This window comes from Paenibacillus sp. FSL H8-0261 (assembly GCF_045040645.1).
Taxonomy (GTDB): Bacteria; Bacillota; Bacilli; order Paenibacillales; family Paenibacillaceae; genus Paenibacillus_AQ.
On record NZ_CP150297.1, the window covers coordinates 2,778,227 to 2,804,518 of the forward strand.

At 43.8% G+C, this 26,292-nt stretch carries 23 protein-coding genes; 16 read left to right on the plus strand and 7 right to left on the minus strand.

The window, feature by feature from the left end; genetic code table 11:
* Window positions 1–30 precede the first annotated feature (30 nt).
* The 6 genes from MHI27_RS12225 to MHI27_RS12250 all read left to right on the plus strand — a co-directional run bounded on the left by MHI27_RS12225 (window position 31) and on the right by MHI27_RS12250 (window position 7,849).
* Window positions 31–465: a CoA-binding protein gene (locus MHI27_RS12225; RefSeq protein WP_076299469.1), complete on the plus strand. Its 435-nt coding sequence runs from the start codon at window positions 31–33 to the stop codon at window positions 463–465.
* A gap of 409 nt (window positions 466–874) precedes the next feature.
* Window positions 875–1,543, plus strand: coding sequence for a hypothetical protein (locus tag MHI27_RS12230; RefSeq protein WP_076299468.1), 669 nt, complete (start codon window positions 875–877; stop codon window positions 1,541–1,543).
* 477 nt (window positions 1,544–2,020) lie between these two features.
* Window positions 2,021–3,907, plus strand: coding sequence for a glucose PTS transporter subunit IIA (locus tag MHI27_RS12235; protein ID WP_076282943.1), 1,887 nt, complete (start codon window positions 2,021–2,023; stop codon window positions 3,905–3,907).
* A complete protein-coding gene (gene ptsP / locus MHI27_RS12240; protein WP_042187321.1) occupies window positions 3,904–5,673 on the plus strand; it encodes a phosphoenolpyruvate--protein phosphotransferase in 1,770 nt (589 codons plus the stop codon). Before MHI27_RS12235 ends, ptsP begins: the two co-directional genes overlap by 4 nt.
* A gap of 174 nt (window positions 5,674–5,847) precedes the next feature.
* Window positions 5,848–6,378 carry a sigma-70 family RNA polymerase sigma factor gene (locus MHI27_RS12245; RefSeq protein ID WP_405176384.1) on the plus strand — a complete coding sequence of 177 codons (531 nt, stop codon included), beginning with the start codon at window positions 5,848–5,850 and terminating at the stop codon, window positions 6,376–6,378.
* Complete coding sequence (locus MHI27_RS12250) at window positions 6,371–7,849, plus strand: hypothetical protein (RefSeq protein WP_405176385.1); 1,479 nt, start codon at window positions 6,371–6,373, stop codon at window positions 7,847–7,849. The genes MHI27_RS12245 and MHI27_RS12250 overlap by 8 nt, the downstream gene beginning before the upstream one ends.
* 40 nt (window positions 7,850–7,889) lie before the next feature.
* On the opposite strand, the gene MHI27_RS12255 is transcribed toward MHI27_RS12250, so the two are convergent.
* Entirely contained in the window at window positions 7,890–8,414 is a 525-nt protein-coding gene (locus MHI27_RS12255; RefSeq protein ID WP_042126813.1) for a type 1 glutamine amidotransferase domain-containing protein, read from the minus strand.
* A gap of 206 nt (window positions 8,415–8,620) precedes the next feature.
* On the opposite strand from MHI27_RS12255, the gene MHI27_RS12260 reads away from it, so the two are divergent.
* The 3 genes from MHI27_RS12260 (at window position 8,621) to MHI27_RS12270 (ending at window position 11,133) form a co-directional block, all read left to right on the plus strand.
* Window positions 8,621–9,073 carry a hypothetical protein gene (locus MHI27_RS12260; protein WP_042187328.1) on the plus strand — a complete coding sequence of 151 codons (453 nt, stop codon included), beginning with the start codon at window positions 8,621–8,623 and terminating at the stop codon, window positions 9,071–9,073.
* Between the two features lie 264 nt (window positions 9,074–9,337).
* Window positions 9,338–10,348 carry a catabolite control protein A gene (gene ccpA / locus MHI27_RS12265; protein WP_042187330.1) on the plus strand — a complete coding sequence of 337 codons (1,011 nt, stop codon included), beginning with the start codon at window positions 9,338–9,340 and terminating at the stop codon, window positions 10,346–10,348.
* A gap of 89 nt (window positions 10,349–10,437) precedes the next feature.
* Window positions 10,438–11,133 carry a 5'-methylthioadenosine/adenosylhomocysteine nucleosidase gene (locus MHI27_RS12270; RefSeq protein WP_076299465.1) on the plus strand — a complete coding sequence of 232 codons (696 nt, stop codon included), beginning with the start codon at window positions 10,438–10,440 and terminating at the stop codon, window positions 11,131–11,133.
* A 7-nt stretch (window positions 11,134–11,140) separates the two neighbouring features.
* Here MHI27_RS12270 and MHI27_RS12275 read toward each other — a convergent pair whose 3' ends face one another.
* Window positions 11,141–11,773 carry a GNAT family N-acetyltransferase gene (locus tag MHI27_RS12275; protein WP_076299464.1) on the minus strand — a complete coding sequence of 211 codons (633 nt, stop codon included), beginning with the start codon at window positions 11,771–11,773 and terminating at the stop codon, window positions 11,141–11,143.
* Between the two features lie 160 nt (window positions 11,774–11,933).
* On the opposite strand from MHI27_RS12275, the gene acsA reads away from it, so the two are divergent.
* The gene (acsA, locus tag MHI27_RS12280; RefSeq protein WP_076282936.1) at window positions 11,934–13,658 is read left to right on the plus strand and encodes an acetate--CoA ligase; all 1,725 of its coding nucleotides are present in this window, start codon (window positions 11,934–11,936) and stop codon (window positions 13,656–13,658) included.
* 89 nt (window positions 13,659–13,747) lie between these two features.
* On the opposite strand, the gene MHI27_RS12285 is transcribed toward acsA, so the two are convergent.
* Together MHI27_RS12285 and rpsD are read right to left on the minus strand one after the other, a co-directional pair.
* Window positions 13,748–16,660 carry a transglycosylase domain-containing protein gene (locus MHI27_RS12285; RefSeq protein WP_405176386.1) on the minus strand — a complete coding sequence of 971 codons (2,913 nt, stop codon included), beginning with the start codon at window positions 16,658–16,660 and terminating at the stop codon, window positions 13,748–13,750.
* A gap of 145 nt (window positions 16,661–16,805) precedes the next feature.
* On the minus strand, window positions 16,806–17,405 hold the full coding sequence (rpsD, locus tag MHI27_RS12290; protein ID WP_042187338.1) for a 30S ribosomal protein S4: 600 nt from the start codon (window positions 17,403–17,405) through the stop codon (window positions 16,806–16,808).
* Between the two features lie 399 nt (window positions 17,406–17,804).
* On the opposite strand from rpsD, the gene MHI27_RS12295 reads away from it, so the two are divergent.
* The 5 genes from MHI27_RS12295 (at window position 17,805) to MHI27_RS12315 (ending at window position 22,871) form a co-directional block, all read left to right on the plus strand.
* A complete protein-coding gene (locus tag MHI27_RS12295) occupies window positions 17,805–19,799 on the plus strand; it encodes a diguanylate cyclase (RefSeq protein ID WP_405176387.1) in 1,995 nt (664 codons plus the stop codon).
* A gap of 247 nt (window positions 19,800–20,046) precedes the next feature.
* Window positions 20,047–20,799: a hypothetical protein gene (locus MHI27_RS12300; RefSeq protein WP_405176388.1), complete on the plus strand. Its 753-nt coding sequence runs from the start codon at window positions 20,047–20,049 to the stop codon at window positions 20,797–20,799.
* A gap of 95 nt (window positions 20,800–20,894) precedes the next feature.
* Window positions 20,895–22,010: an aminopeptidase gene (locus MHI27_RS12305; RefSeq protein ID WP_076282932.1), complete on the plus strand. Its 1,116-nt coding sequence runs from the start codon at window positions 20,895–20,897 to the stop codon at window positions 22,008–22,010.
* A 106-nt stretch (window positions 22,011–22,116) separates the two neighbouring features.
* On the plus strand, window positions 22,117–22,362 hold the full coding sequence (locus MHI27_RS12310) for an HPr family phosphocarrier protein (RefSeq protein WP_042126831.1): 246 nt from the start codon (window positions 22,117–22,119) through the stop codon (window positions 22,360–22,362).
* A gap of 212 nt (window positions 22,363–22,574) precedes the next feature.
* The gene (locus tag MHI27_RS12315; protein ID WP_042126833.1) at window positions 22,575–22,871 is read left to right on the plus strand and encodes a YlaN family protein; all 297 of its coding nucleotides are present in this window, start codon (window positions 22,575–22,577) and stop codon (window positions 22,869–22,871) included.
* A 93-nt stretch (window positions 22,872–22,964) separates the two neighbouring features.
* On the opposite strand, the gene cax is transcribed toward MHI27_RS12315, so the two are convergent.
* A complete protein-coding gene (gene cax / locus MHI27_RS12320) occupies window positions 22,965–24,035 on the minus strand; it encodes a calcium/proton exchanger (RefSeq protein ID WP_042187348.1) in 1,071 nt (356 codons plus the stop codon).
* 154 nt (window positions 24,036–24,189) lie between these two features.
* Between cax and MHI27_RS12325 the strand changes: the two genes are divergently transcribed.
* Window positions 24,190–24,555 carry an Asp23/Gls24 family envelope stress response protein gene (locus MHI27_RS12325; RefSeq protein ID WP_042126837.1) on the plus strand — a complete coding sequence of 122 codons (366 nt, stop codon included), beginning with the start codon at window positions 24,190–24,192 and terminating at the stop codon, window positions 24,553–24,555.
* A gap of 90 nt (window positions 24,556–24,645) precedes the next feature.
* Here the strand turns inward: MHI27_RS12325 and ftsW are convergent, their stop codons facing one another.
* A complete protein-coding gene (gene ftsW / locus MHI27_RS12330) occupies window positions 24,646–25,890 on the minus strand; it encodes a putative lipid II flippase FtsW (RefSeq protein ID WP_042126839.1) in 1,245 nt (414 codons plus the stop codon).
* On the minus strand, window positions 25,887–26,234 hold the full coding sequence (locus tag MHI27_RS12335) for a YugN family protein (protein ID WP_042187352.1): 348 nt from the start codon (window positions 26,232–26,234) through the stop codon (window positions 25,887–25,889). Before MHI27_RS12335 ends, ftsW begins: the two co-directional genes overlap by 4 nt.
* Window positions 26,235–26,292 lie beyond the last annotated feature (58 nt).

A 26,292-nucleotide genomic window follows, 5' to 3' on the forward strand; every position in this document is an offset into this window, starting at 1 on the left:
AAAGTGTAACTATGGAAAGGGGCACTATGTATGAGCTTTGAGAATCCAAGTCGGGAACAGATCGGAGATATCCTTGCTTCTGCTGGTAATATTGCAGTTGTTGGCCTGTCTGACAAAACAGACCGTACCTCCTATATGGTCGCGGGTGCTATGCAAAGTCGGGGATATCGGATCATTCCTGTAAACCCATTGGTTGATGGTGAAATACTGGGAGAAAAGTGCTATCATACGTTAGCGGAAATTCCAGAGCCGGTGGACATTGTTAATGTGTTCCGTCGAAGCGAATACTGCGCAAAGGTCGCACAGGAGGCCGCTGAAATCGGCGCACGTGTGCTTTGGCTCCAGCAGGGTATAATCAGCCAGGAAGCTGCTGAAATCGCCGCTGAGCACGGTATGACGGCGATTATGGACCGTTGTATCAAGGTCGAAGAAGCGATCACGATGCATGGGCGTACTCGGGCATAAGGTTCGGTAGTTCAACACTTTATCTGACTATTGAAAAAATGATGATCAGAGCGTGTATCAAGGGATTTCGAACGAACCGACGAACGGGCAAACGATGAACTGACGAGCTTACGAGCCGACAAACAAATCAACAACGAGAGAACAATGAACCGGCGAGCCTACAGACAAAAGAACAAACTAACAAACCAGCGAACTAAATTTTTTGACGCTGAAGTAGTTGCAAATTTAATGTTGAAGAACAGCCAAGATCAAAAACATCGTTTGATTACGATTCGCTGTACAGACTGTGCAATTTCTAATGCAAATCACTAACTGAGCTTGTTATACTGAAGTTAGACGAAGAACGTCCTTTATCCGCATGATTTGCGGTGAAGGGCGTTCTTTTATTTTTATAGGGGAGGATACCATAATGGAATTTGAAGAAGCACATGGTATGTTCATTAACAAGCACTTGACTGAAAGATTAGGAGAAAGAAGGGGGAGGCTGGTTAGAGGGCATAATTATGCGGAGAAGCTGTTCTTGCAGAATGTATGGTGGCCATTGTTTGAGAGCCTTGATGATTTGCATCCAGAATACGAAGTGTACGACTGGAACCGTAAATCTCAGTTTCTGGACTTCGCTTTTCTTCCGCAGAGCGGCGGCAGTCTCGGGATTGAGTGCGACGGGTTTCAAAGCCATGTGAAGGACATGGACCGCGAGAGATTTAACTATGCAGTTAATCGGGACACTTTTCTGACCGGAATGGGGTGGAAAATGATTCATTTTTCTGTTGATGATCTTCAGCACCGCCCCGAGGTGTGCCGGATGCTTTTGCAATTGGTGCTGGCACCTCATTTGGCGCGCAAATCTGCAGGCGTGGATATTTTGTCTGAGGAGAAGGAGGTTCTGCGGTTGGCTTGGCGACTGGGCAGGGCGATCCGTCCAAAGGATGTGACCACGCATTTCAGCATTAACTTTCGAACGGCGCGAAGATTGTTGCACTCGTTGAGTGAGAAGGGACTAATAAAGCCTGTAGTAGGTAGAAGAGGGGTTAGACATTATGAGTTGCGACCAATGCACCCTGAACAAAAATGGTGATGAGTGAGTGAATTTAGCGTTAGATTGCACTTTGTACAATAGAATCTTCGTTTCAGTTTAAAAAAATTACCTTCATTGCACTTTGTGCAATCAAAAAGAGCAATAGATCCTTAATAAAGTGATTTAAGGAATTTCTATTGTACAAAGTGCAATCAAAACCATTTTTCATCAAAATTAAGCTTATTCTGTTGCACATAATACATTAGAATACGAGAACCTCCTAGGGGTCTTTAATCCGAAGTTATAAAAGTCACCAAAGAGTCTCCAAAGAGTCTCCTAAGAGCATTTTGAAAAATGAAAGGTCTATATCATATACTAAATTCTTCAGGTCATCCGAGTGAAATCTTGATACGTATCTTGATACGTATATAGGTTAGCGAAAACAGCATATTGCATCGGAATATTTCCTTCAGTTTATTTTGACAAAAACCCCCGCAGCGCTTACCATTCAATATAGAAAGAAAGGAGAGGGTAGCCTTGAATTGGCTCGGATCATTGCAGCAATTGGGCAGAGCCATAATGCTTCCTACCATGGTACTGCCGGCGGCAGCCATTTTGCTTAGTTTGGGCAGCTTACCTTGGTCTGCATGGGGACTTTCTTCGGTATCCGAAGTGGCTACATACGCTGGGCAGGGAATCTTTTATTTTATGCCTTATTTGTTCGCTGTGGGTGTAGCATGGGGATTATCCAATCAAGCTGGAACGGCGGGTCTTGCAGCACTGGCTGGAATGTTCACTTACGACCGGATTGTTACCCATATGGGAGACGGGCTTGTACAACCTGCAACACTTATCGGAATTTTGCTGGGTATAGTTGCCGGTATCGCTCAAAACCGGTTCAAAAATATCAAGCTTCCAGAGGCGATACAGTTTTTTGGAGGTTCGCGTTTTGTTTTGCTGTTCATGGGATTGTTTTCGGCTGGCTTTGCATGGGTGATGTTAGGGATCTCTCCACTGCTGCAAAGAGGACTGGATGATCTTTTTCAAGGGATATTGCAGACAGGCGGCTTTGGCGTTTTTATTTATGGAGTGCTATATAGAGTACTAACAGCCTTCGGTCTTCACCATATTCTCAACAATGTGTTTTGGTTTCAGTTTGGAAACTTTACAACTCCTGATGGTAGCACTGTCGTTCAGGGGGATTTGCCACGTTTTTTTGCAGGCGATCCTACGGCGGGCATTTTTATGGCGGGTTTGTTTCCGATTATGATGTTCGCACTGCCAGCCATTGCTTTTGCAATTATTCAGGAAGCGCGCGAGGACTTGAAGCCTAAGATTAAAAAGACTTTTATGCGAGCGGCTTTGGTCTGTTTTCTGACCGGGGTTTCGGAGCAGATTGAATTCGCGTTTTTGTTTGCTTCTCCGTATTTATTCGCGATACATACTGTAATGTCTGGCCTTGCTATGGTACTGACGTATATGCTGGGAATTCATCACGGGTTCTCTTATTCGGCAGGAGCAATTGACTTCTTTTTGAATTTGCATCTGTCACAGAGGGCTTGGCTTTTGATTCCGATCGGTATTGGTTATGGGATTGTGTATTATAATTTGTTCCGCTGGGCGATTCGCCGTTTTCAGATCCCAACACCAGGGCGTGAAGAAGGTTCGGAACTCGGTGATTGGGCAGGCAATATCCCTTATCAGGCACCACTGATCTTGGAGGCGCTTGGTGGGAAGGAGAATATCGTACAAGTACAATCCTGTATCACTCGTTTGAGGCTAACCGTCCATAATGATCGATTTATAGATACAGGGGCGCTTAAAGGTCTTGGTTCCGCTGGGATTATCAAGCTCGGTGGCGGGAATGTCCAGGTAGTATTTGGTACGTATTCAGAGTTGATCCGCGAGGAGATTAATAAGCTAATGCTTCGTGATTTGCCTCAGGTATTGTTCAGTTCTCCGATGCAGGGTAGAATGATGCCCATTGAGGAAGTGCCGGATCACATCTTTGCAGCGAAGCTGGTGGGTGATGGAGTTGCATTTTTGCCGGAAAAAGGGGAGCTGACTTCGCCTGTATTCGGGAAGGTTATGCACGTCTATCCTACAATGCATGCCGTTGGTATTGCTACGCCGGAAGGGCTGGAGGTACTTATGCATATAGGGATCGACACTTCGCAGCTTAAAGGGCCATTTGAGGCGGTTGTAAAAGAAGGCGACAGCGTGGAACCAGGTCAATTGCTTGTTAAATTCGACCTCGCTTATTTGCGTGAGCATGCAGCTTCACTCGCTACACCAATGGTGATTACGAATCCTGATCGAGTAAAATCATGGAGCTATGCTCCATTTAAAAATGTTAAAAAGGGGCAATCTTCAGTAATGTCCGTAGTCTTACATGAAAGTAACGTTGGAGGGATAGAAGGATGATACAAGGCATAGGCGCAGCAGCAGGTGTAGCTATCGGGAAGGCCTTTGTCTTACCGAACTGGGAGTGGAGCTTACCAGACACACAAGTGAACCCAGTGGATCTAGCTAAGGAGTTTGAGCGTTTATACGAAGGTATCCGTACCTCTAAGGACGAGATTGAATTCATCAAAAAAGAATTCAGAGAAGTAGTCGGTCCGGAGGAATCCAGCATTTTTGATGCTCATCTGGCGATTTTGGATGATCCGGTGTTTATGAGCGAAATCCGGGGGATTATTGAACGCCAGTATAAGGCGGCGGAAGTGGCTGTTAAGGAAGCGATTGATCATTTTGTAGCGATGTTTGATCTGCTGGATGATGAATACATGAAGGAGCGGGCGGTGGATATCAAGGATGTCGGTAACCGTCTGTTAAAGCATCTTTTAGGTGCTCCTGAGGTCACGCTGCCATCGGATACACAGCCGTATATTCTCGTTGCGAAGGAGTTATCTCCTTCCCAGTTAGCTCACTTGAACCCAACTTATGTTCTAGGTATTGTTACTATGATGGGCGGTAAAACCTCACATTCTTCCATTATGGCTCGTGCACTGGGCATTCCGCTCGTGGCAGGTTTGGAGAATAATTTGTCTAACCCTATTCAGACCGGAGACATGCTCGTGATAGATGGAGACACGGGATCTGTGCAAATTCATCCTGATGAGGTAACGATCAATGAATATGTTTCTCTTCGGAATAAGCAGCATAAAAAGAAAGAACAACTGGAATTGCTTGCTACAGTCGATGCCGTCACTAAAGATGGCGTTAACCTGAGATTGGCCGGTAATATCAGCTCCGTCAAAGAACTGAATTTAGCGCTTAAGTATGGAGCCGAGGGTGTAGGTCTATTCCGTACAGAGTTTCTTTATATGGATCGCAGTTCTTTTCCGACGGAGGATGAACAATTCGAAGTGTATAAACAGGTTGTCGAGAAGGTAGGCAGCAATATGGTTGTGATCCGTTCGCTGGATATAGGCGGGGACAAGCATCTGGATTACTTCCAGCTGCCAGAAGAGCAGAATCCGTTCCTTGGCTATCGTGCCATTCGAATCAGCTTGAATCGACAAGATATGTTCAAAACTCAGCTAACCGCCATTTTGCGGGCGAGCGCATACGGGAATGTAAAGCTAATGTTCCCTATGATATCTTCCGTGGAAGAAGTACAGGCGGCAAAAGCAGTATTGGAAGAAGTGAAGGCTGAACTGGAGCTACGGGGTATACCGTTTAATCGGAATATTCCAGTCGGTATTATGATTGAAGTTCCAGCTGCGGTTATGATTGCGGATTTACTTGCTGAGGAAGTTGACTTTTTCAGTATCGGTACGAACGATTTGGTGCAATATGTACTAGCCGTAGATCGTATGAATGAACAAATTGCGCATATGTATCATCCATATCATCCAGCGGTTCTGCGAATGATCCGTATGACTGTAGAAGCAGCCCGTAATGCAAAAATAGACATAAGTGTATGTGGTGAAATGGCAGCAGATGAGCGTTCTTTGCCACTTTGGCTGGAGCTTGGAATTAGTGATCTTAGCATGTCGCCGCAGGCACTGTTGAAGGTTAAACACCGTACCCTAAATACACTGGCTATAGATGCTACAAGGGTTGCTAAAGCTTGCTTCCATCATCGTACAAGCTCGGAGACGGAAGAAATCCTAAGTGCTTATGCTCAGAAGAGCGGTATTACGCTTGGAACGAGCGTGGAAACAAAGGAGAAAGCTTCTTCATAGTTATCAAGCGCTACATCATCAAGTCCACATCAAGGTTCGGCATTCTTGCCGGGCCTTTTTCTTTTGTATTTTATAAAAAAACAAAACCGTTTGCGCTTCGGCGCAGTCTATACATAGAGCGAGTTGCACAGGAATGATTTATGCGTGAAAGCAAGGGGGGAGGACAAAACAAGCATGGAACACATTATTAATGACGAAATGGAAATAGTCGCTACGGATGAAGACATATTTTATGAGCTGGTAGCTGAACAGAAAAGAAAGCTATACAGCATTGCTTATAGCTATTTACGAAACGAAGCGGATTCGTTGGAAGTTCTACAGGAGGCAACCTGCCGTGCATGGATTAAACGTAAAAGCTTAAAAGACTCCGAGAGATTTGCTCCATGGCTAACACGTATTCTGATCAATTGCTGTAACGATGAGTTGAAGCGCAGAAAGAGGAACGCTGTCACAGAAGCTGCTCGAAGTGATGTAGGGATCATGGAGATGAAAAGCGACCGCAGATTAGACATGGAACAGGCGTTGGAAGGGGTAAAGCCGAAGTATCACCAGGTGCTTGTACTCAAATATTACAAGGATATGACCCTTGCAGAAATTGCAGAGGTACTGGATAAACCGGAGGGCACCGTGAAGACATGGCTCAATAAAGGTCTGAAACAGCTGCGTGACAGAATGAAACGGAAGGGGGATCTATTTTATGGCTGAGTCTGAAGAAAAGCTGCTTAACGATTATTTTCAGAGAATTGATGTCGAGGCTGAGGAGATCCCGGATGTTAAGCTGGATGCCGCGATTCGCAAGGGGATGCAGCAAGGTAGCCACAAAAGATTCTCTTTTAGAAAAAGATACGCTGTTGTTGCGTTGGCGGTCCTAGCCATCGCTTTATTAATTATTGTACCTTGGGCACATCAGATGGCCAATCCTGTTCGTGCGCAGTTACCACCAAAAAGCTGGGGTCAGCTTGAAGTGTTTAGACCCATTATTGCTGATAATCTGACGATTAAATCAGCACTTGATGCAGGTATGCTGAAGGAGGTAAATGTCTCTTCTCCAGAGATTGATGGGATACAATGGACAGTTAACGGAATTATGGCAGATCGAAGAGGCATTGTTGTGCTCTATACCATCCAGAACAATACGGATCAGAAGTTGCAAATGATAGGCCTGTCATTGAAAAAAAATCAAAAGAATAATTACGACCTCACCGGATATAGCGGGTTTAGCAATTCTAATGCACAAGAGGCAGGTTCACCTGGGACGACCCGCATGTTAGAACAAATCGTCTGGGATAAATATCGAGAGGATCTGACAGATGAGTTGAATATTACATTATCTCTATATCCAGAATCCAAGGACCCTTCTAGGTCGAGCATGGATATTAAAAAGCTAAGTGTTAAAATTCCGCTGGAAGACGATAACAACTATTTTAAGGGAGAAGTTGTTGATCTGAAGGATAGTCTGTCTATTGGTGGACAGAAAATAAAAATGGATAATGTCTATATTGGACCTACGGGTATTTACATGCGGGAAACCTTTGACAAAGAGAATACAATGAGGATTTTTAATATGCTTTCACCTAAGCTGGTTATCGGGAAAGGGGAGCATCAAGAGGAGTTAATGCGGGTAAGTGGTGGTTCTTCAGTAGTAGGGGGCTTGAAAACTTATATCTTCCACAATGACAATATGAGACTTGCTGAACCAATCAAACTAGAAGTTGAAGGAATCTCTGCTCTAGATCAATCAAAGGCCGAGCTTGTGATTAACACGGAAACACAGCAGATTCTAAAAGCACCGGATAACAATCTAACGATTTCAAAGCGGATGGAGAACGAAGAGCAGGGAATTCTGTTATTGGATTACTTTATTCCTAAAGATGATATGGAGGCGCTTGCTGATAGCGGTTTTGCATTGGACGATAATTTTGTGGATAGTACTGGAAGTGGGCATTGGTTGGGACGGGTCAAAGATGGCTACTCACGATATAAAGAATTTAATGAAGATAGTAGGGGAACTACAGTAACCTTTTTCTTTAACATAGGGGAGGAAAAGCTACCACAACCCTTGACTTTCAAATTTAATTCTTATCCAAACAAAATCAAGGAGAAAGCGTCCATTCGAATTAAGCAAGTAGCTCGAAAGTCGAGTGAAGCAAATCAAAAGCCCTGTTCCTCATATTGAGAGACAGGGCTTGTTTGATTTTAAACTTTATTTCTACTGTTTATTCCCCTGCTAACGCATCACAAAAAGCTTTGCCATAGGGCGGAAGATCTGGCGGGCGACGAGCAGAAATAATATGTCCATCCGTAACCACAGCTTCATCTTTCCATATCGCTCCGGCATTCTCCATGTCATCACGGATGCCGGGTGTGGAGGTGACGGTTACACCTTCCAGAATTTTAGCGGAAATTAATACCCAGCCTGCGTGGCAGATCTGCCCAATAGGTTTCTTAGCTGCATTGAAATCCTGCACTAGCTTTAGTACGGCACTGTATCTACGGATTTTATCAGGGGCCCAGCCGCCAGGAACTAAAATCCCGTCATAATCTGCGGCATTAAGATCGTCCCAGGAGTACTCCGCTTTTGCAGGCACACCATATTTGCCGATGTATGTTTTATCTTTTTCCAAACCTGCCAAGTGAACCTCAGCGCCTTCTTCTCTTACTCGGTACACGGGATACCAGAGCTCCAAATCTTCAAATTCATCGTCTACGAGTGCTATGACCTTTTTTCCAGCTAGTCTCATTTTGTTAAGCTCCTTTCGTATCACATGATCCTTCATATTCTATCAAATTTAAAATACGAAGTCATCTGAAGGGTTGTAAATTATAGACGAATTGCCAATTTAATCATTATATGCAATTAAGGAGGGTTTTAATCGAGGGAGGTCGAATATAGAAATTGAAAAGTCATACTTTGTACTTAATTCATTTCTTGCAAGAGGTGTAGAAGATGTATACAGATAACTTAATGGAGAAGTTGTGCAGCTGCGGTGGCCTCATGAACTTACATATGCATTCATTGATTTTTAATACGAGGGTGAAGATTACACATGTCCCTGTCTATACTTGTCCGAAATGTACTAGTTATGAGCCCTTGTCGTTTATTAAAGCAGATCTAGGAAAGCTAGTGAAAGAATTGAACGCGGATGTGCCAAGACAAGATTTTTCGTTTACTCAAAGAAATGAATTAGCTAGTGTCCTAAAAGAAGCTTTGACAGAGGTTGTTGTCGGAGGATTTCAAGAATTAGAGTTGGCTATCCGAGAGACAATTCAGGCTAGAGTGGATATGTTACTTGATCTATACCGACTAGCTGAGGGGCTTAAAGACCAGAATTGGATGGAAGAAACTAGTCGAAGACTGTCTCAATTAACGTTCCAAACGACTAAAAACGCAAATTATTAAAACATTCTGTGAAAATAATGAAAAACTTTCACGGAATGTTGGATTTTTCACTCACTTTTTGTTACGATAGATAGAAGTTACATTATTGTGCTCGTGAATAGGGAAACCTACACTAGTCAAAAATTGTAATTAGGGGTTACGTCTTCAGCCTTGAAAGAAATTTTGAAAGGAAAATGAAGCGTTATCATTGCACAATTGTACAAAGTGTCGTATCATATTTTTAATTAGTCGAACGATAAAATTTATCGCAATGGAGAGAGTAATTTGACGGTAACCATTTACGATGTAGCTCGAGAAGCAGGCGTATCTATGGCTACGGTATCACGGGTTGTGAACAATAACCCTAACGTGAAACCGCAGACCCGGAAGAAAGTTTTTGAAGCGATTGAGCGTTTGGGATATCGTCCCAATGCCGTGGCGAGAGGACTTGCCAGTAAGAAAACGACAACCGTTGGGGTTGTCATCCCTGATATTTCAAACTCGATTTTTGCAGAAATTGCACGCGGGATTGAAGATATCGCGAACATGTATCATTACAATATCATATTGTGTAACGCGGATAAGCGTAAAGAAAAGGAAATCCGTGTCATCAATACCCTTTTGGAGAAACAGGTCGATGGTCTGCTCTTCATGGGTGGTACGGTAACCGAAGAACATATTCAAGCTTTCCAGACTTCTGCAGTTCCGATTGTCCTATGTGCTACACGGGATGAGAAGGGAACTTATCCTTCCGTTGACATCGATCATGAAACCGCTGCTTTTGATGCAGTGAATACTTTGATTCGTCACGGTCACCGAGAAATCGCAATGATCAGTGGTACACTCCAGGATCCTGCGAATGGATATGCACGTTTCCATGGTTATAAGAAGGCACTTGAACAGGCTGGAATCGAGTATCAAGAAGACTTGGTACGTATCGGTAACTACCGCTATGAATCTGGTGTCGAAGCCATGAAGTATTTCCTTGGACTCAAGAAGAAGCCAACCGCTATTTTTGCCGCAACCGACGAGATGGCTATTGGTGCAATTCACAGTATTCAGGATGAAGGCCTGAAGGTACCGGATGACTTCTCCATTATTAGTGTGGATAACATCCGTATGGCTTCGATGGTTCGTCCATTGTTGACAACTGTAGCCCAGCCTATGTATGACCTAGGTGCGGTAGCAATGAGACTTTTGACGAAACTCATGAAGAAAGAGACGGTTGAGAATCCGCGGGTTATCTTGCCTCATGAAACGATTCTCCGCTTGTCTGTTAATCATCTGAATAAGTAATTTAAGAACTAAACAGTATTTCCGTAAAAAGCTCCTTTTGGAGCTTTTTATGTTTTTTACAGAGTAAATCATCGGAGGAGGCGTTATCTTTGCCTGAAATAATCGGATTAATTGGTGCGATGGATGAAGAGATTAAGCTATTACTAGAAAGGATGGAGAATAAGGAGACGAAGGTCAAGGCAGGAATTCATTATTACATAGGAAATATATTAGGAAAGTCTGTAGTGCTCTGTAAATCTGGGGTAGGTAAAGTAAATGCAGCAGTTACGACACAAATTCTAATTGATTCCTTTGGTGTGTCTCGTGTGTTGTTTACTGGGGTTGCTGGGGCTGTGCACCCTGAATTGAATATTGGAGATATTGTTATATCATCTACTTGTGTTCAGCATGATATGGATGCTACAGCACTTGGCTTTTCAAAAGGTGAAATACCTTATCAGGATAATTCTGTCTTTCAGGCAGACCCTTCATTGGTACTCCTTGCTGAGAGGGCGTGTAACGAGTTAGGCCAAAAGTACTTGGTCGGCAAAGTACTTTCAGGTGATCAATTCATTTCTAATGCGGAGATTGTAGCTAAATTAAGAGAGGAATTGGACGGAGCGTGCGTGGAGATGGAAGGGGCGGCGGTTGCACAAGTGTGTGTGATGAACGCCACTCCCTTTGTTATTATTCGTTCGATGTCTGATAAGTCTGACGGGTCAGCAAATGTGAGTTTTAAGGAGTTCACGGTGGAAGCCTCAGGGCGCTCACATTCTATATTAGAATATATGCTGCAGCACCTTTAATACTCGTTTAGTACATGAAGCGCTGTCTAAAGCGTACCCTGTCGAAAGTCTCCTGTGAGGACATAGGTACCTCTTGTCCAATACGAACCATTAGGCAGTTTGCTGGATGTGAACAGATTTCGGGATCATCCGTAGCATACCAAACCATATTTACGGTTTTCATTAGCCGCTCCATCATTTGACGATAAGCCCACACATCAAGCCCACTTCCTTTTAGATCCCAGTGCCAATAATACTCTGTTGTAAAGACGATACAATTCTCCAATTGCTCTTGCTCAAAAGCAGTGGAAATCAGCAGCCGGCCTAGTCCGGCTCCCCTATAATCATTACTCACCTCAATAGCTCCAAGCTCAATTAGATCCATCATTCCACCCTGTGACCAAAGCTCCATTTCATCCGGATAATGAAAGGTTACATAGCCTATTATAGTGCCATCCTCTACAGCTGTAATTATACGTCCTTCTGGCAGGCTAGCAATCTCTATGAGAGCTTCTTGCTGTTCAATCGGCTTGCGGAAGGCATCAAGATCATGATGCATGTGGAGGACTTTAAGGTCCTCTGGAGATCGGGGGCCACTTATTGTTATTGTTCTACCTTTATATGAAAGCGTATGGGAAACAGGGATTTTACGATGCTCCATAGCCGTGCTCCTTTCGGATGATAAAATATGGAATGTAAACGTTTGCTATGTTATACTAATTCAGACATAAAAAATTCACATTCATTGCATTGACATCATTATCTAAGAGAAGAGTCTTACCCTTAAAGCTTAAATCAAACGAGTGAGGGAGGCAAGAGTGATGGGTCAAGTCCATAGCGAAATTTTGCCTGGCCGTGTGCAGAGCTCCAATATGTCTGATTACACCCAGGCAGTAGCCAATTTTAAGTGGGAGGATGTTGAACGTAACTTCTCATGGTATGACACTGGAAAGGTTAATATGGCACATGAAGCAGTGGATCGCCACGTTCAAGAAGGACGGGGAGCGGCGACGGCCCTGCTCTACAGTGATGCGGTGCGGGATGAATCCTATACATTTGCCGATCTGCAGGAACGGTCGAATCGGTTCGGAAATGTATTGCGTAAATATGGTATCGGGAAGGGAGATCGGGTATTTATTTTTATGCCTCGTCAACCGGAACTATATTTTAGTTTACTAGGTATTCTGAAGATTGGGGCAATAGCGGGCCCTCTGTTCGAAGCCTTTATGGAAACGGCAGTTAAGGACCGGCTGGAGGATAGTGGTGCGGTTGCTTTGGTTACTACACCTGAACTACTTCATCGTGTGAAGCGAGATGAGCTTCCGAATTTGCGTCATATTTTTCTAGTAGGCGGTACCACTGATATCGAGCAAGGTAACTTAGGTTTCACTGAGGAGATGGATAACGCGTCTTCTGAGCTCGAATTGGAATGGCTTGACCTGGACGATGGCCTTATCATGCATTATACATCTGGTTCTACAGGAAAACCTAAAGGCGTTTATCATGTGCAAAGAGCAATGATTCAACATTATTATACAGGTAGAGTGGTGCTGGATCTACGTCCAGATGATATTTACTGGTGTACAGCTGATCCAGGCTGGGTGACAGGAACATCTTACGGAATATTTTCTCCCTGGTTAAATGGGGTAACGAATGTCGTGAGAGGGGGACGCTTTAGTCCTCAGGATTGGTATAAGACGATTGAACGAAATAAGGTTAGTATTTGGTACAGTGCACCTACAGCATTTCGTATGTTGATGGGGGCAGGAGAGAGTTCAATTCAGGGAATTGATTTGAGCAGCCTGCGCCATGTCCTGTCTGTTGGAGAACCGTTAAATCCTGAAGTCGTGCGATGGGGAGATAAGTTCTACAACCAGCGCATTCATGATACTTGGTGGATGACAGAGACGGGAGCGCAACTGATCTGTAATTATCCTGGAATGGATATCAAACCAGGTTCTATGGGCCGTCCGTTGCCAGGCATTGAAGCTGCGATTTTAGATGATCGAGGCAATGTTCTCCCACCATTCTCAATGGGGAATCTTGCAATACGGACGCCTTGGCCATCCATGATGAATTCGATCTGGAACAATAAGGCGAAGTATGAGGAGTATTTCCGCATTCCTGGTTGGTATATTTCTGGTGATTCTGCTTATATGGATGATGATGGATATTTCTGGTTTCAAGGACGGATTGACGACGTTATCAACTCTTCTGGTGAGCGTATAGGACCTTTTGAAGTGGAGAGTAAATTAGTAGAGCATCCTGCTGTGGCAGAAGCGGGTGTAATTGGTAAACCAGACCTGGTGCGTGGGGAAATTATCAAGGCTTTCATTTCGCTGAGAGAAGGCTATACTCCTACAGCTGCTCTCAAAGAGGAGATCGCGGCATTTGTTAAAGCCGGACTGTCTGCGCATGCTGCGCCGAGAGAGATCGAATTTAAGGATAAACTTCCTAAGACACGATCAGGTAAAATCATGCGGCGTGTATTAAAGGCTTGGGAGCTTCATCTCCCAACTGGCGATTTATCAACGATAGAAGATTAAGATTAGAATGGATCATAAAAAAACACCGTTCCCTAATGAATTCAAGGGAACGGTGTTTTGCTGTGTGAAGTTATTCTTCGGACTACTGGTTAATGGTTTCCAGTCGTATTGCCGGCTGTACCACTATTACTGTTTCCGTTACTGCTACCTTCGCCAGATGGCGTTGAAGTAGGCGTAGGTAGAATGGTTCCAGGAATCTCGATATCCTCTCCTGGTGTACTCTCAGAGCCTGTGGAAGGCGTTGTCTCCGGTTGCTGATCTGGAGTTGGTGTTGCTTCCGGAGTTGGTGTAGTGCCTCCAGCAACGCTACCAGAAGCTGTCTCATTACCTGCGACATCAACAGCACTGACATAGAATGTTGCATTGGCACTCGCAGGAGTTCCTGGTGAGAATACCTTGCTCTCGTCAGCCATAATTACAGCTTGCTTCTGGAAAGACCCGCCGTTTAAAGAACGGTATAAGCGGTACCCTACTACATCTGGAGAGCCGCTTGGGGAGAAGCTGATCACAGCTTTTCCAGTGCTGTATGAGACACTTACATTTCCAGGAGCAGAAGGCGAAGTACCGTCGTCCACGCGTGGATCGACTTCAGTAGGGAAATCTGTCTTAGCATCGGCTGGCATATAATACTCCAGCGATTTATGCTCCTTCATCTTAGGGAAGGCTGCCAAGAGTTCCTTAACTAATTCCTGGATCGGCTTTTCACGTTTAACGACGATTTTTTCTTTCAGGAAATCCTCTGGTGTACCTTCGAGTGGGATATAGTTGACGCCATTGTAAGTAATATACTTGGCTTTGGAAATCCCATCGTCGCTCTCTTTAGGTACATATTTCGCATTGAAAAGATCTGTTGTGAATTTGTCAGTTAGAGCCGTTGGCAGCTTACCGCTGTACGCGGAAACTGTCTTTTTGGTAATTCCTTCAGGTTGTGTGAATTTGTCTGTAACGAACAAGTCTGGCTGCTTATCAATAACAGCATTCATGACTTTAGCCCATAAGGTCTGTGCTTGTCGTTTTTGTGTATCTCCTGTAAGGGTATTAATTTGTTCCTTATAACCAACCCACATGCCAAGTGTGACATCAGGGGTGTAGCCCATGAACCAGACATCTCCATAGTTCTGAGTGGAGCCAGTCTTACCTACAATCGGAACGTCTTTAAAGTGTTTATAATCTCTTCTTACTGTGCTTGCAGTACCTTCTGTGATTACTGTACGCAGCATATCGGTCATTAGATAAGCAGTTTGCTCAGAGAATACTTGTTCAGGGTTAACCTTGTGCTGATAAACGATCTTGCCTTCCGAATCCACAATCTTCTCAATCATATAAGCATCATTAAATGCTCCCTTATTGCCAATGGCGGAATAGGCATTGGTTAATTCCTCAACGGATGTACCGTATCGAAGACCGCCTATAACCCCAGTCTGCGCTCTGTAATCATCTTCGGTGAGTGTAGTGATCCCTAGCTTTTTAGTAAAGGCCCAAGCATCCTCTATTCCGACCTTCTCGTTAAATAGTTTAAGCGCCGGTATGTTGAGGGATTTATTAAGTGCATAGCGAGCCGTAACTAAACCCTGATAGCGATTGTTAGCATTTTTAGGGATATGGAAGCCTTTCCCGCCATCCTTCAAAATGATTGGAGCATCATCTAAGATTCCAGCAGGTTGAATCAGTCCTGCATCTAAGGCAGGTAAGTATGCTGAAATCGGCTTCATCGTTGAGCCGGGTTGCCGGACCATTTGGGTTGCGTAGTTCATTTGCTCGATATTAAAATCGCGGCCCTCAATCATACCGAGAATGGCTCCGGTCTTGTTGTTGATCAAAATGCCAGCCGTCTGTTCAACACCTTTTGTTTTGCTGTCCTTGGTGAAATTACTACTATCTTCGGAAATACTGTGCATTGCACTGTATACTTTCTTATCAATCGTGGTATAGACTCGGTAACCGCCGGTCATTAACTGTTGTCTTGCTTCCTCAAGAAGTACGGCATTATCACTAGAGCTAGTGGTATCAGCTGTACTGTTATTCTTTTCATTTAGTGACAAAAGAATCTCAGATGCTTTACGCTCCGTCTCCATCATTAGGTATGGATATGTAGCATAGGCTTTCTTAGTGTGAGGAGCGAGAGAGCTTTTAATATCAAACTTGAGTGCTTCATCATATTGGGAGGTAGTGATCTTGTTCTCCTCTAGCATACGACGAAGTACAAGCTGTTGACGATCCATAGCTCTATTGAACGCCTTTGCGTTGAATTCTCCAACGCCATTGAATGCTGAATAAGCGGAGGGGAGCTGTGGAAGACCGGCCAAATACGCCGCTTGGGCAATATTCAACTTGTCTAGATCATCCAGACCGAATATACCTTTGGATGCAGCTTTAATCCCAAATACGTTATAGCCATTCGAGCCATTACCGAACGGAACCTTGTTCAGATAAGCCGTTAAAATCTCTTGCTTGGTCAAGAAGCGCTCTAGTCTAAGTGAAAGTAGAATTTCTTTTGCTTTACGATCTTCTGTTCGATCCAGATTGAGAAATACACGTCTTGCGAGCTGTTGAGTAAGTGTACTGCCTCCGGTCTGAACGGATTCATTTAATATCTTTTGTTTGACAGCACGTAAGGTGCCTTTGAAATCCACGCCATTATGCTCATTGAAATTATTGTCCTCTATAGCGAGAACTGCATCAATAATAATCTGGGGGATGTCATTGTATTGAATGAGCCTTCGATCTTCTTCTGTACGAAGCTGGCCGATCGGTGCGCCATCACGGAAGTATGCGAATCCGGTGATCGCATTTTGTCCGACTTGCTGTTGAATCATTTCCTCAGAGCGAACAGGTTCATCTTTCACCATGGAAGTGACATATCCTGCTGCTGCACCACCGACGAACAGAATGCCTATTATGCCAAGAATAAACATCCACTTAACTACAGAACCGAACCTGCTAAGCCCAGATCTGCGGGGTGAAGGCTTCTTTACGTTTTTTTTCTTGTTCTCTTGAACCATCGACGATAATTCCTCCTTTTAACGGAATTATTATAGCACAAATTGGCGATTTTGAATGCAGTCGGAGTGTTCATTACCTATTAGAATAACAAAAAGCCTCCGGATAAATCCGGAGGCTTTGGTCATACTCGCTATAAGCGAGATATTAACGGTTGTAGAACTCGACGATTTGTTTCTCATCGATATCCTGGGAAAGCTCGGAACGTTCTGGCAAACGAATGTATTTACCTTCGAAAGATCCTTCAGCAGATTCCAGGTAAGCTGGAAGGTGGGAACGGTTAGCAAGAGCTTCTTTGATGGAAGCCATGCTTTGGCTTCTTTCGCGAAGACCGATAACGTCGCCCAAGCTTACACGGTAAGAAGCGATGTCGACTTTTTTGCCGTTAACAGTTACGTGTCCGTGGGATACCAACTGACGTGCACCAGCACGGGAGTTAGCAAATCCAAGACGGTAAACTAGGTTGTCCAAGCGGCTTTCAAGCAAGAACATGAAGTTTTCGCCCGCAAGACCTGGAAGCTTTTGTGCTTTAGTGAAGAGAGTTTTGAATTGTTTCTCTCCCAAACCATACATGTGACGCAGTTTTTGTTTTTCCAAAAGCTGCATTCCGTAGTTACTTACTTTTCTGCGTTGGTTAGCTCCGTGTTGTCCTGGTGGAAAAGGGCGTTTCAAGTCTTTTCCTGTACCGCTAAGGGAAATGCCCAGACGGCGGCTGAGTTTGAATTTAGGTCCGGTGTAACGTGCCATGTTATAGTAGACTCCTTTATAATTGAAATTTCAGGGTAGGGCCTATTTGCGCCGCATTTCGTATCCGTGATTAGCATTAATGGCTTCCACACTGCCAGGGAAGTTCAGCCGCTGCCCTGGCAGTAACGAAATGCGTGAGGGTGACACAACGTTACGCCCAAGTAAGACTTGTTACAGTCTTGTTCAACAATAAATATTATATGAATACAGTATATAAAGTCAAGCGCTTATTAAAAGAGTTTTTGTCAATCTTTGTCGATAGTTCTTTGGTCCTAAAAAAAAGTCCCGGAAATGATGAAAATATAATGCAATGCACAAAGAAAGGGAGTAAAATATAGTTAATTAGTTGTTACTAGGGAAGATAGTTTTCTTAATCAAGATGCAAAGGGGATCTTCGTTATGTCAGAGCAGAAAGCATACGTCCATAAAGACAGCCGTATGCTGTTACAGGACAACTTACACGCTAGTAGAGATTCCGAAGATCCCACCGCCTGGCTTAGGGAAACGGAAATAGTAACGCATGACTTCCCTTATCTAGCAAATTTGATTGCAGACAGTTTCAATGAATGGTTTGGTGGGCTCAATGTCCTTCCATTCTCTAGATCATGGGAATGGTGTGTGCTGAATTTTGAAGGTAAATATATAAACAATAGTTTGGATCAACAAGAACTATGGAGGCAGAAGTGGGAACAGGCGGCGGCTTCTAGCTTGATTTCAGAAACAATCTCTGCCGTTCCGTTAACCGTAGAAGGTAAGGATCTGAGTTTTTTTACCATACCGCTATTCACTCGCGTCGACAATAAAATTTTTGCATTTTTGGGCTGTTCTATGCCTACGCAACAATATGAAATGGGTGGACGAGATACTGCAGAAGCTATGTCGCTGCATTACCGCACCTGTTTTTATCATAAGTTTGAACATATATTTGTAGCTGATCTTGCAAGTACCCATATTCATGCAGAACGTGAAAGCAATCGTCGTTCATTGTTATTTCAGATTGTTCAGCGGATGCATGACAATATTGATGTAGATGCTGTACTTTCGGAAGTCATTGATAGCATCTCTGCGATGTATCCTGGAGCCAGACTCGACCTGTATATGTCACAAGATCATCGCAGCACTAATCCGCAGGTCAAACCGTTACCTTTCCACATGTCCAGTGATGATGTCTGTGCCAGGGCGTTCAAGGATGGACGTGTTGCGCTGCACACTAGTGATGAAAATCACCGAAATGTAGAAATAGGGCTTCCGTTAGGTGGTAAGCAGGGGGTTTATGGGGTATTCCATATGGTGATGGATAATCCAATCTTCCCTGACGTTGATTTACGGTTTCTCACAATGGTAGCCGATACGGCAGGGACTGCTTTTGAGAACGCCAAGCTTTATGAGCGCTCCAATCAGCTAATCCGTGAGCTTCGCATGAGTAATGAGCTTACCCAGCGTTTGAATCAAAGCTTGCGTTTAGGCGATATATTTCAATTTGCGTTTGAAGAGTTACTTGAAATGTTTGGTGCAGATTACTGCTGTATCTTACATATGAATGAGGAAAAGGGTGGCCTAGAAGTTATTGCCTGCAACCATCCGTCATTGCAGAATGAAGTATTAGAAGTAGGGGCAGGTTTAGGTGGAAAGGTGTATTCCACAGGTGAGTCACTGATCATGTCTGACTACATAGATAATCCTAAGACAACTTCCCGACTAATGAATGCTACCGGTTCGCAGTCGTTGATTGCCACACCTCTTAGTGTAGGTGGAGAAGTGCGAGGTGCGATTATGCTGGCACATCGAGATTCTCATTATTTTTCCTATGACAACTACAGGCTATTGCAGGCGATGGCGGGACATATTGGTCTAGCAGTAGGTAACGCCAGGCTACATGCTGAAGTCAGACGTCTTGCGAATAGAGATAGCCTAACAGGTCTCTATGCTCGTCATTATTTGGACGAAGAGATAAAAGAAAGACAGTCTACGGACTTCTGCGGTTGTTTAATTGTTGTGGATATTGATCAGTTCAAAATCGTGAATGATACCTATGGTCATCAAAAAGGCGATAAGATTCTAAAAGAGGTTAGTGAAATTGTGAAATCTTCCATCCGTCAAGGCGACATTGCTGCGAGGTGGGGTGGGGAGGAGCTCTCCGTTTATTTACCGTTAATGGGAATGCAGCAGGCGGGTTATGTAGCTGAGCGTATACGCAAACGCGTTATGGAAGAAACTGAACCTAGTGTAACGGTATCCTGCGGAATAGCGGAATGGAGCTGGATGGACGATCGAGTAAGTGTTGAGTCATTATTTTATCGAGCGGATATGGCGCTGTATAAAGCTAAGAATAACGGCCGGAACCAAGTTGTTTTTGATACGAAAGAAAATGATAGCAATATTAAGAATCCGTGAGGTAAGCCTCATGGGTTCTTTTTTTATATGCACAGTTATTCTGGCTCTAATTGCGGTATAAGGCTTGCAGGAAGGGAGAACCCTATACGTGGGTTGTACTTAAGCAAAATACTCCGAGAAAGGCCTGAGGTCCGTGAGAAAGCTATTATTACTTAAGGGAGGAGTCCCTCTAGTTCTGACACTGTATTGCCTGTTATGTAGCGGATGTAGCGTCATAAGAGACAAACCTGCGAAGGAAGATTTAAGTTTGGCGTTGGCAGGGATGGCTGGAAGTGATGAGGTTGTTTTTGAAGGGGCAAATGTGCTGAAACAAGGGGGAACAACGGTCCCTGAATCCTTATTGTTCTACGGAGGCACAGTGGAGGATCATAAAAAGGTCAAGCTGTACACGCTTCTTCCAGATAAATCCATGACCAAAAAAACAGCAGCTGATGGCGTTAAAGACTTAAAGAGTAGCGCATATGCTCTGAAACCTTATTACAGTCAGTTAGAGAAAAAAGAGGGCAGATGGGAACTTCAGACTACTGAAAATTCCTCGGAGGAGGGAAATCCATTACCTGCGCTAAATCCGCTAAAGCAACTCGAGGAGCTTGAGTCCATGGAGACGAGTGTAACCGAAGAGGCTGGAGCAGGCAGAGGGACAAGTGTGCTGCGAATCGAATTGACGCCTTCAGAGGCTAGAAAGCAGCTGTCAGCTGAATTGGAGAGAGAGATGCAGAACCTTCGTCCTAAAGTCCCCGAATCCGCTGAGAACAACGCAGAGGCTGATCAGGCAGTGACGAAAGCTTTGGAGAAGCTGTGGCAGAAGAAAAATAATGAGCTACAGCAAAAGCTGAAACAGGCTAATGTAGAAACGGTCTACCACCTAACGGTTGATAAGAAGCATAATCTTCCCAGAAGGCTTACCTTGAATCGAAAAGTAAGCTATTCCGGTGAAATGATGAATAAATTTGAAAATGAAACTTATGTATCTAAGGTGGATTTCACAGGCTACCGTTAATCTTTACATGGTTATGCAGGTCTTGCGCTCCATAAAGGGCGTGCTACAATAGAAAAGCATGCTTATTTTTCAGACAGAGGAAGGAAGAGTACACAATGAAAGATCCCAGAATTCAAAAGCTGGCGGCAAATCTTGTAGGTTATTCCGTAGATGTTCAGCCAGGCGAGAACGTGCTTGTAGAAATGATTGGCAATGAAAGAGATTTAATCAAAGCTGTTGTTGAGGAAATCGGTAAAGCTGGCGGTCATGCTTTTGTTCAGTTGACAGATCGTACAGTCCTACGCAGCATGCTTAAATATGCAACACGTGAGAGTCTTCAGACATGGGCTGAAATTGACTTGAACCGGATGAAGCAAATGGATTGCTATATCGGCATCCGTGCAGGTGAGAATGTAAATGACCTGTCCGATGTTCCAGAAGAAAATATGAAATTGTATAATTCTTTGTATTCCCATCCAGTGCATAGTGAACAACGCGTGAAGCATACGAAGTGGGTAGTATTACGTTATCCCAATGCGAGTATGGCTCAGCTTGCAAATATTAGTACAGAAGCATTTGAGGACTTTTATTTCGAAGTGTGTAATTTGGATTACGCCAAAATGGACAAGGCTCAGGATGCATTGGCTGATCTCATGCGCAGAACAGATAAGGTACATATTTCAGGTCCTGGAACAGATCTTAAGTTCTCCATCAAAGGAATCGGTGCAGAGAAATGCTCTGGACAAAAGAATATTCCGGATGGCGAGGTTTACAGCGCTCCTGTTCGTGATTCTGTAAATGGAACGATCAGCTATAATGCACCATCCGTTTATAACGGAGTGACTTTTGAAAATATCAAATTCAAATTCGAGAACGGTAAAATTGTTGAAGCAACAAGCAATGACTCCGCTCGCTTGAATGAAATCCTGAATTCAGATGACGGCGCACGTCACATTGGAGAATTTGCCATAGGCTTTAACCCTTACATTTTGCACCCAATGAATGACATTCTGTTCGATGAGAAAATTGCAGGCAGCCTGCACTTTACACCAGGACAAGCATATGATGTTACAGATAACGGAAACCGGTCCTCTATTCACTGGGATCTTGTATTAATCCAACGTCCAGACTATGGCGGCGGGGAGATTTATTTTGACGATGTATTAATCCGTAAGGATGGAATCTTCGTGTTACCAGAACTGGAAGGTCTGAATCCTGAAAACTTGAAATAAGCTGTAAAAGTAAGAAAACACCTTGCACAAGTAAGCGGATTCAAGGTATCATAAGAAATGATTACAAATGACTTATGTTTCATAATCAAGTTGCGGAGGGATTTCTATGTCCAGTAACAATGCGGCAATCGTTGATATTGCTCAAACGGCAGGTCAGTTCAACTCTTCAATCGTTCTTCAAGCGGACAACAAGTACATTGATGTTAAGAGTATCCTTGGTTTGTTCACGACTTTGGTATCAAGCCAAAGCTACGAGCTTCATGTTCACGGAACAGATGCAGAAGAAGCTAAGAAGGCAATGAGTGAAGTTTTTGCTAAACACGGTTTGAACTTTACAGTTGTAGCTGAGTAATAGTTGTATGTAAAGACGTCCTACCGATTTACGGTGGGGCGTTTTTTCTAGAAATAGATGAGGAATTAATGCCATCCCTTATAAACAACATAGCTGCTTCTTTCAAATAAATGGTTAGTATAAACAGAATTGTTGTATTGATATCCGATTTCGACTAATATTAAGTAAAATAGTAAAAGCAGCTTAACTTTTGGACATGGGGGGGAAGAGGCATGACTTCGTCGGAATTACAGGAACAGTTTAATCTTAAAGCGATCAATCTTCTACAAGAAGATGCCGATAAAATTCAGCAACTTATTGAAGTGCAGATGGAAAATCTGGCAACACGCTACTGCCCTCTCTATGAGGAAGTGCTCGATACCCAAATGTACGGTTTCTCAAGAGAGGTCGATTTTGCGGTTAGAGCAGGTTTGGTGCCAGAGATTACCGGTAAAATGGTGCTGAGTAAGCTGGAGCGGAATTTAGCAGTACTCTATGAGGCATTGAATAACAAAGCAAAAGAAGAATAAGTTTTGATTTATAGTATTCATAGAAACGCACATGAGGACTTTCGTCACTCATGTGCGTTTTTTTTGAGAATTATAGAATGAATAGGGAAGTATTTATACTAGATAAAAGGAGACTCCGAGAATTAGATAAACCGTTAATAGCAAGAGACCCTCATACCAGTTGGTCGAACCATCCTGAGTGATTGATTTGGCAATAAAGACGGCGACACCAATGGCGACAATTTCGATCGTTGTAAACACAATGTCCATAGTATCACCCATGAAATAACTGGCGAAGATAAGTACAGGCGCTACAAATAGTGCAATTTGAAGACTGCTCCCGACAGCGATTTCTACTGCCGCACCGATTTTGTTCTTCATGGCTAGCATAATGGCTGCACTATGTTCTGCGGCATTACCGATGATTGCCACGAGGAAGGCGCCTACAAACAGTTCACTAAATCCAAAGCGCTCAGTTAGTGTCTCTAGCGTCCCTACCAGCCACTCACTCACAAAGGCTACCATTACGGTAGCAAGAAGTAGATAAAGGATGGATCTGTTTCTGGACCACTTAGGCGCATGCTCATGAGCCATTTCTTCCTTACCGGCTTCTGTAACGTCCTCTAGATGTTTCTTGTGCGTAATCATGGAGAAGACCAGCCAGGCCATGTACGAAGCGATGAGCAGCCCGGCAACGATTAAACTCAGCACGTCTGTATCTTTTTCAGTTATGGAATGGGTATTGAAGAACATAGCCGGTACAAATAAAGCGATCACCGCTACGATCATAAGGGAACCGTTCATACCGGCAAGGGTTACGTTAAAGTTCTGTACTTTGAACTTCATTCCGCCAGCGAAAATACTTAAACCGAGGACAAGCAGCAGATTGCCAATAATGGAACCGGTAAGACTGGCTTTCACCATGTCGAACAGTCCTTCCTTCACTAAGAAAAAGGCAATGATTAGCTCTGCGGCATTACCGAAGGTAGCGTTTAGGAAGCCGCCTAACCGCTGTCCAGCATAATGTGCTACACTTTCTGTGGCGCGGCCCAGAAAGCCAGCCACAAACACAACGGCTACTGCAGAGAGAACGAACTGAAGCGTGTGGTCCCAATCTGCATAATGTCCTATGGCACTAAGGATAAAGGTGATTGCCAGCAAAGCTGGTGAAATCCATTTTTTCAATGTAAAGTACACTCCAATCTATGTATTCAGGATCAATTCATAATCAATATACCCAAATTATTCCTAAGTGTAAACGAGAAAGCGAGAAACTGATTTGCTTTTTAGCCTGTTTAGGAATTACAATAATTGATAATGAGTTAAGGGGGGATATGGCATGGCAGAACAACTTCAATTGGAAATGGGAAATATACGAATTTCAAATGACGTCGTCTCGAAAATTGCCGGATTGGCTGCCTTGGAGACTCCAGGTATTGCAGCCATGTCAGGTGGCCTATCAGAGGGCTGGGCAAAGCGTCTTAGTGGTAAGAACGTCCAAAAGGGCGTTACCGTTGAAGTGGGACAGCTAGAAGCAGCAGTAGACCTGCGTATTATAGTTCTCTATGAAACTCCGATACATGAAGTGTGCCGGATGCTTCAACAGAACGTACGCGAAGCTGTGGAGAGCATGACTGGACTTCATATTGTTGAAGTGAATGTCAAAGTTGAAGGCGTAGCCTTTAAGAACGATGAAATTGCTTAATGCAAAAAAGCTTGTACACAAAAAAGCAGTCCAAGATATTTAACTTGGACTGCTTTTTTATATATTCCATCACATCCGGATTTATGAATCTCACCGGGAACGAACTTGTCTAACTGTAGTTACAGATTTCGTTACTTCCTCTTTAGCTGGAAGATTAGTTTCTCTGGAAATACTCAGGATAATTCCCATGGACAGCATGCTCACGAGAAGTGAAGAGCCGCCATAGCTGATAAATGGTAAAGTTACTCCGGTAAGCGGAATCGTCTTCGTTACACCGCCAATATTGACAAAGGCCTGAATGGCTATGAGACCCATAATCCCAATGCCGACAAGTGTGCCAAAGGGGTCTTTGCACCTTAATGAGATTAAAATCCCTCGCCAGATAAAATACAGGTATAACATCAGAAATAATGCTGTGCCTACAAAGCCGAACTCTTCACCAATCACGGGGAAAATAAAGTCCGTATACGGGTATTTAAGATAATCCAGCTTTTGAATGCTTTTGCCAAACCCAGAGCCGCTGACTCCACCTTGTCCGAGAGCGGTCAGAGACTGAATAATATTATACCCTTCACCCTCAGCATCCTGATAGGGATCTATGAAAGCTTGAATACGACCTTTTCTGTAGTCCTGATTGGCGGCTACTTTGTCGGTTGCAGGGGAAAGAGAATCAATCGCTGCTTTAGCCCCCATAACAATTCCTACTCCGAGCACCAAGAGTGCAATAGAGCCTAGGATATGCTTCATGCTGGCACCGCCTGCATAAATGACAAGTCCACTGGTAGCTACTAGAATAAGGCATGAGCCCAAATCTGGCTGCATCATAATAAGTCCGGCAACGATACCCACAATGACCATTACAGGGATATATCCTGTGCGGAAATCTCTAAACCGTTCACCTTTTTTGGTAATCAGCGCGGAGAGATACAGGATAATCGATATTTTGGCTAGTTCGGTAGGCTGGATCCCTAGCTTCCCGATACTTAACCAGCTCTTGGCGCCATTGATTCTTTCAGAGAAGGCTACAATTAGCAGGAGAATAACGGTGATGATGAAGATAGGGACATACCACTTCTTGAATTTACTGTAGGGAATATTCATGGCTGTAAACATAACAACAATTCCAAGTACGATCCAGATCATTTGGCGTTTCATGAAATATAGAGGGTCATTACCGAACTTCGAGCTCGCTAAAGTCAAACTGGAGCTAGCACTGAAGACCATGACTAGACCGAAACCCACAAGTAGTAGTGTTAAGATAAGTAGTTGGAAATCGGGTGTTCCTCTTTTGGGCAGGCTGACATTTTGTTTCGTCTTTCCCTTTCTGTTACTCAAGCCTCCAACAGCTGCTTTAATTCGAGAATCCGAGTAGCAGCAGTGTCCAATACTGGTTTAGGGACTGGAGAGTCATACTCCAGACCATGGGGGAATGTTGCTTTCCCTAAGTATACGGCTTCAATTGCAAGTACGGCATCAGCCTTCTCTAGCTTCCCCTCGACAGCGCGAGTGTTGATGCGTAGAAAGTATTCGCCACCATCCTGTGGGTCTTCAATTTTGCAGTCGTAAGTGGCACGATAGTATTCCCATTGCCAGCGGATAAAGCCAGCCTTTGTAGCACTCTCGTCCAGATAGAGAAGATCACTCTTCAATCCTACGAGGCCCGTGTTCTCAAAAATCATAGCACGCATATCCCCCTTATGAAGTATAATGATGAATTCATGATCCGTTTGCTGATGT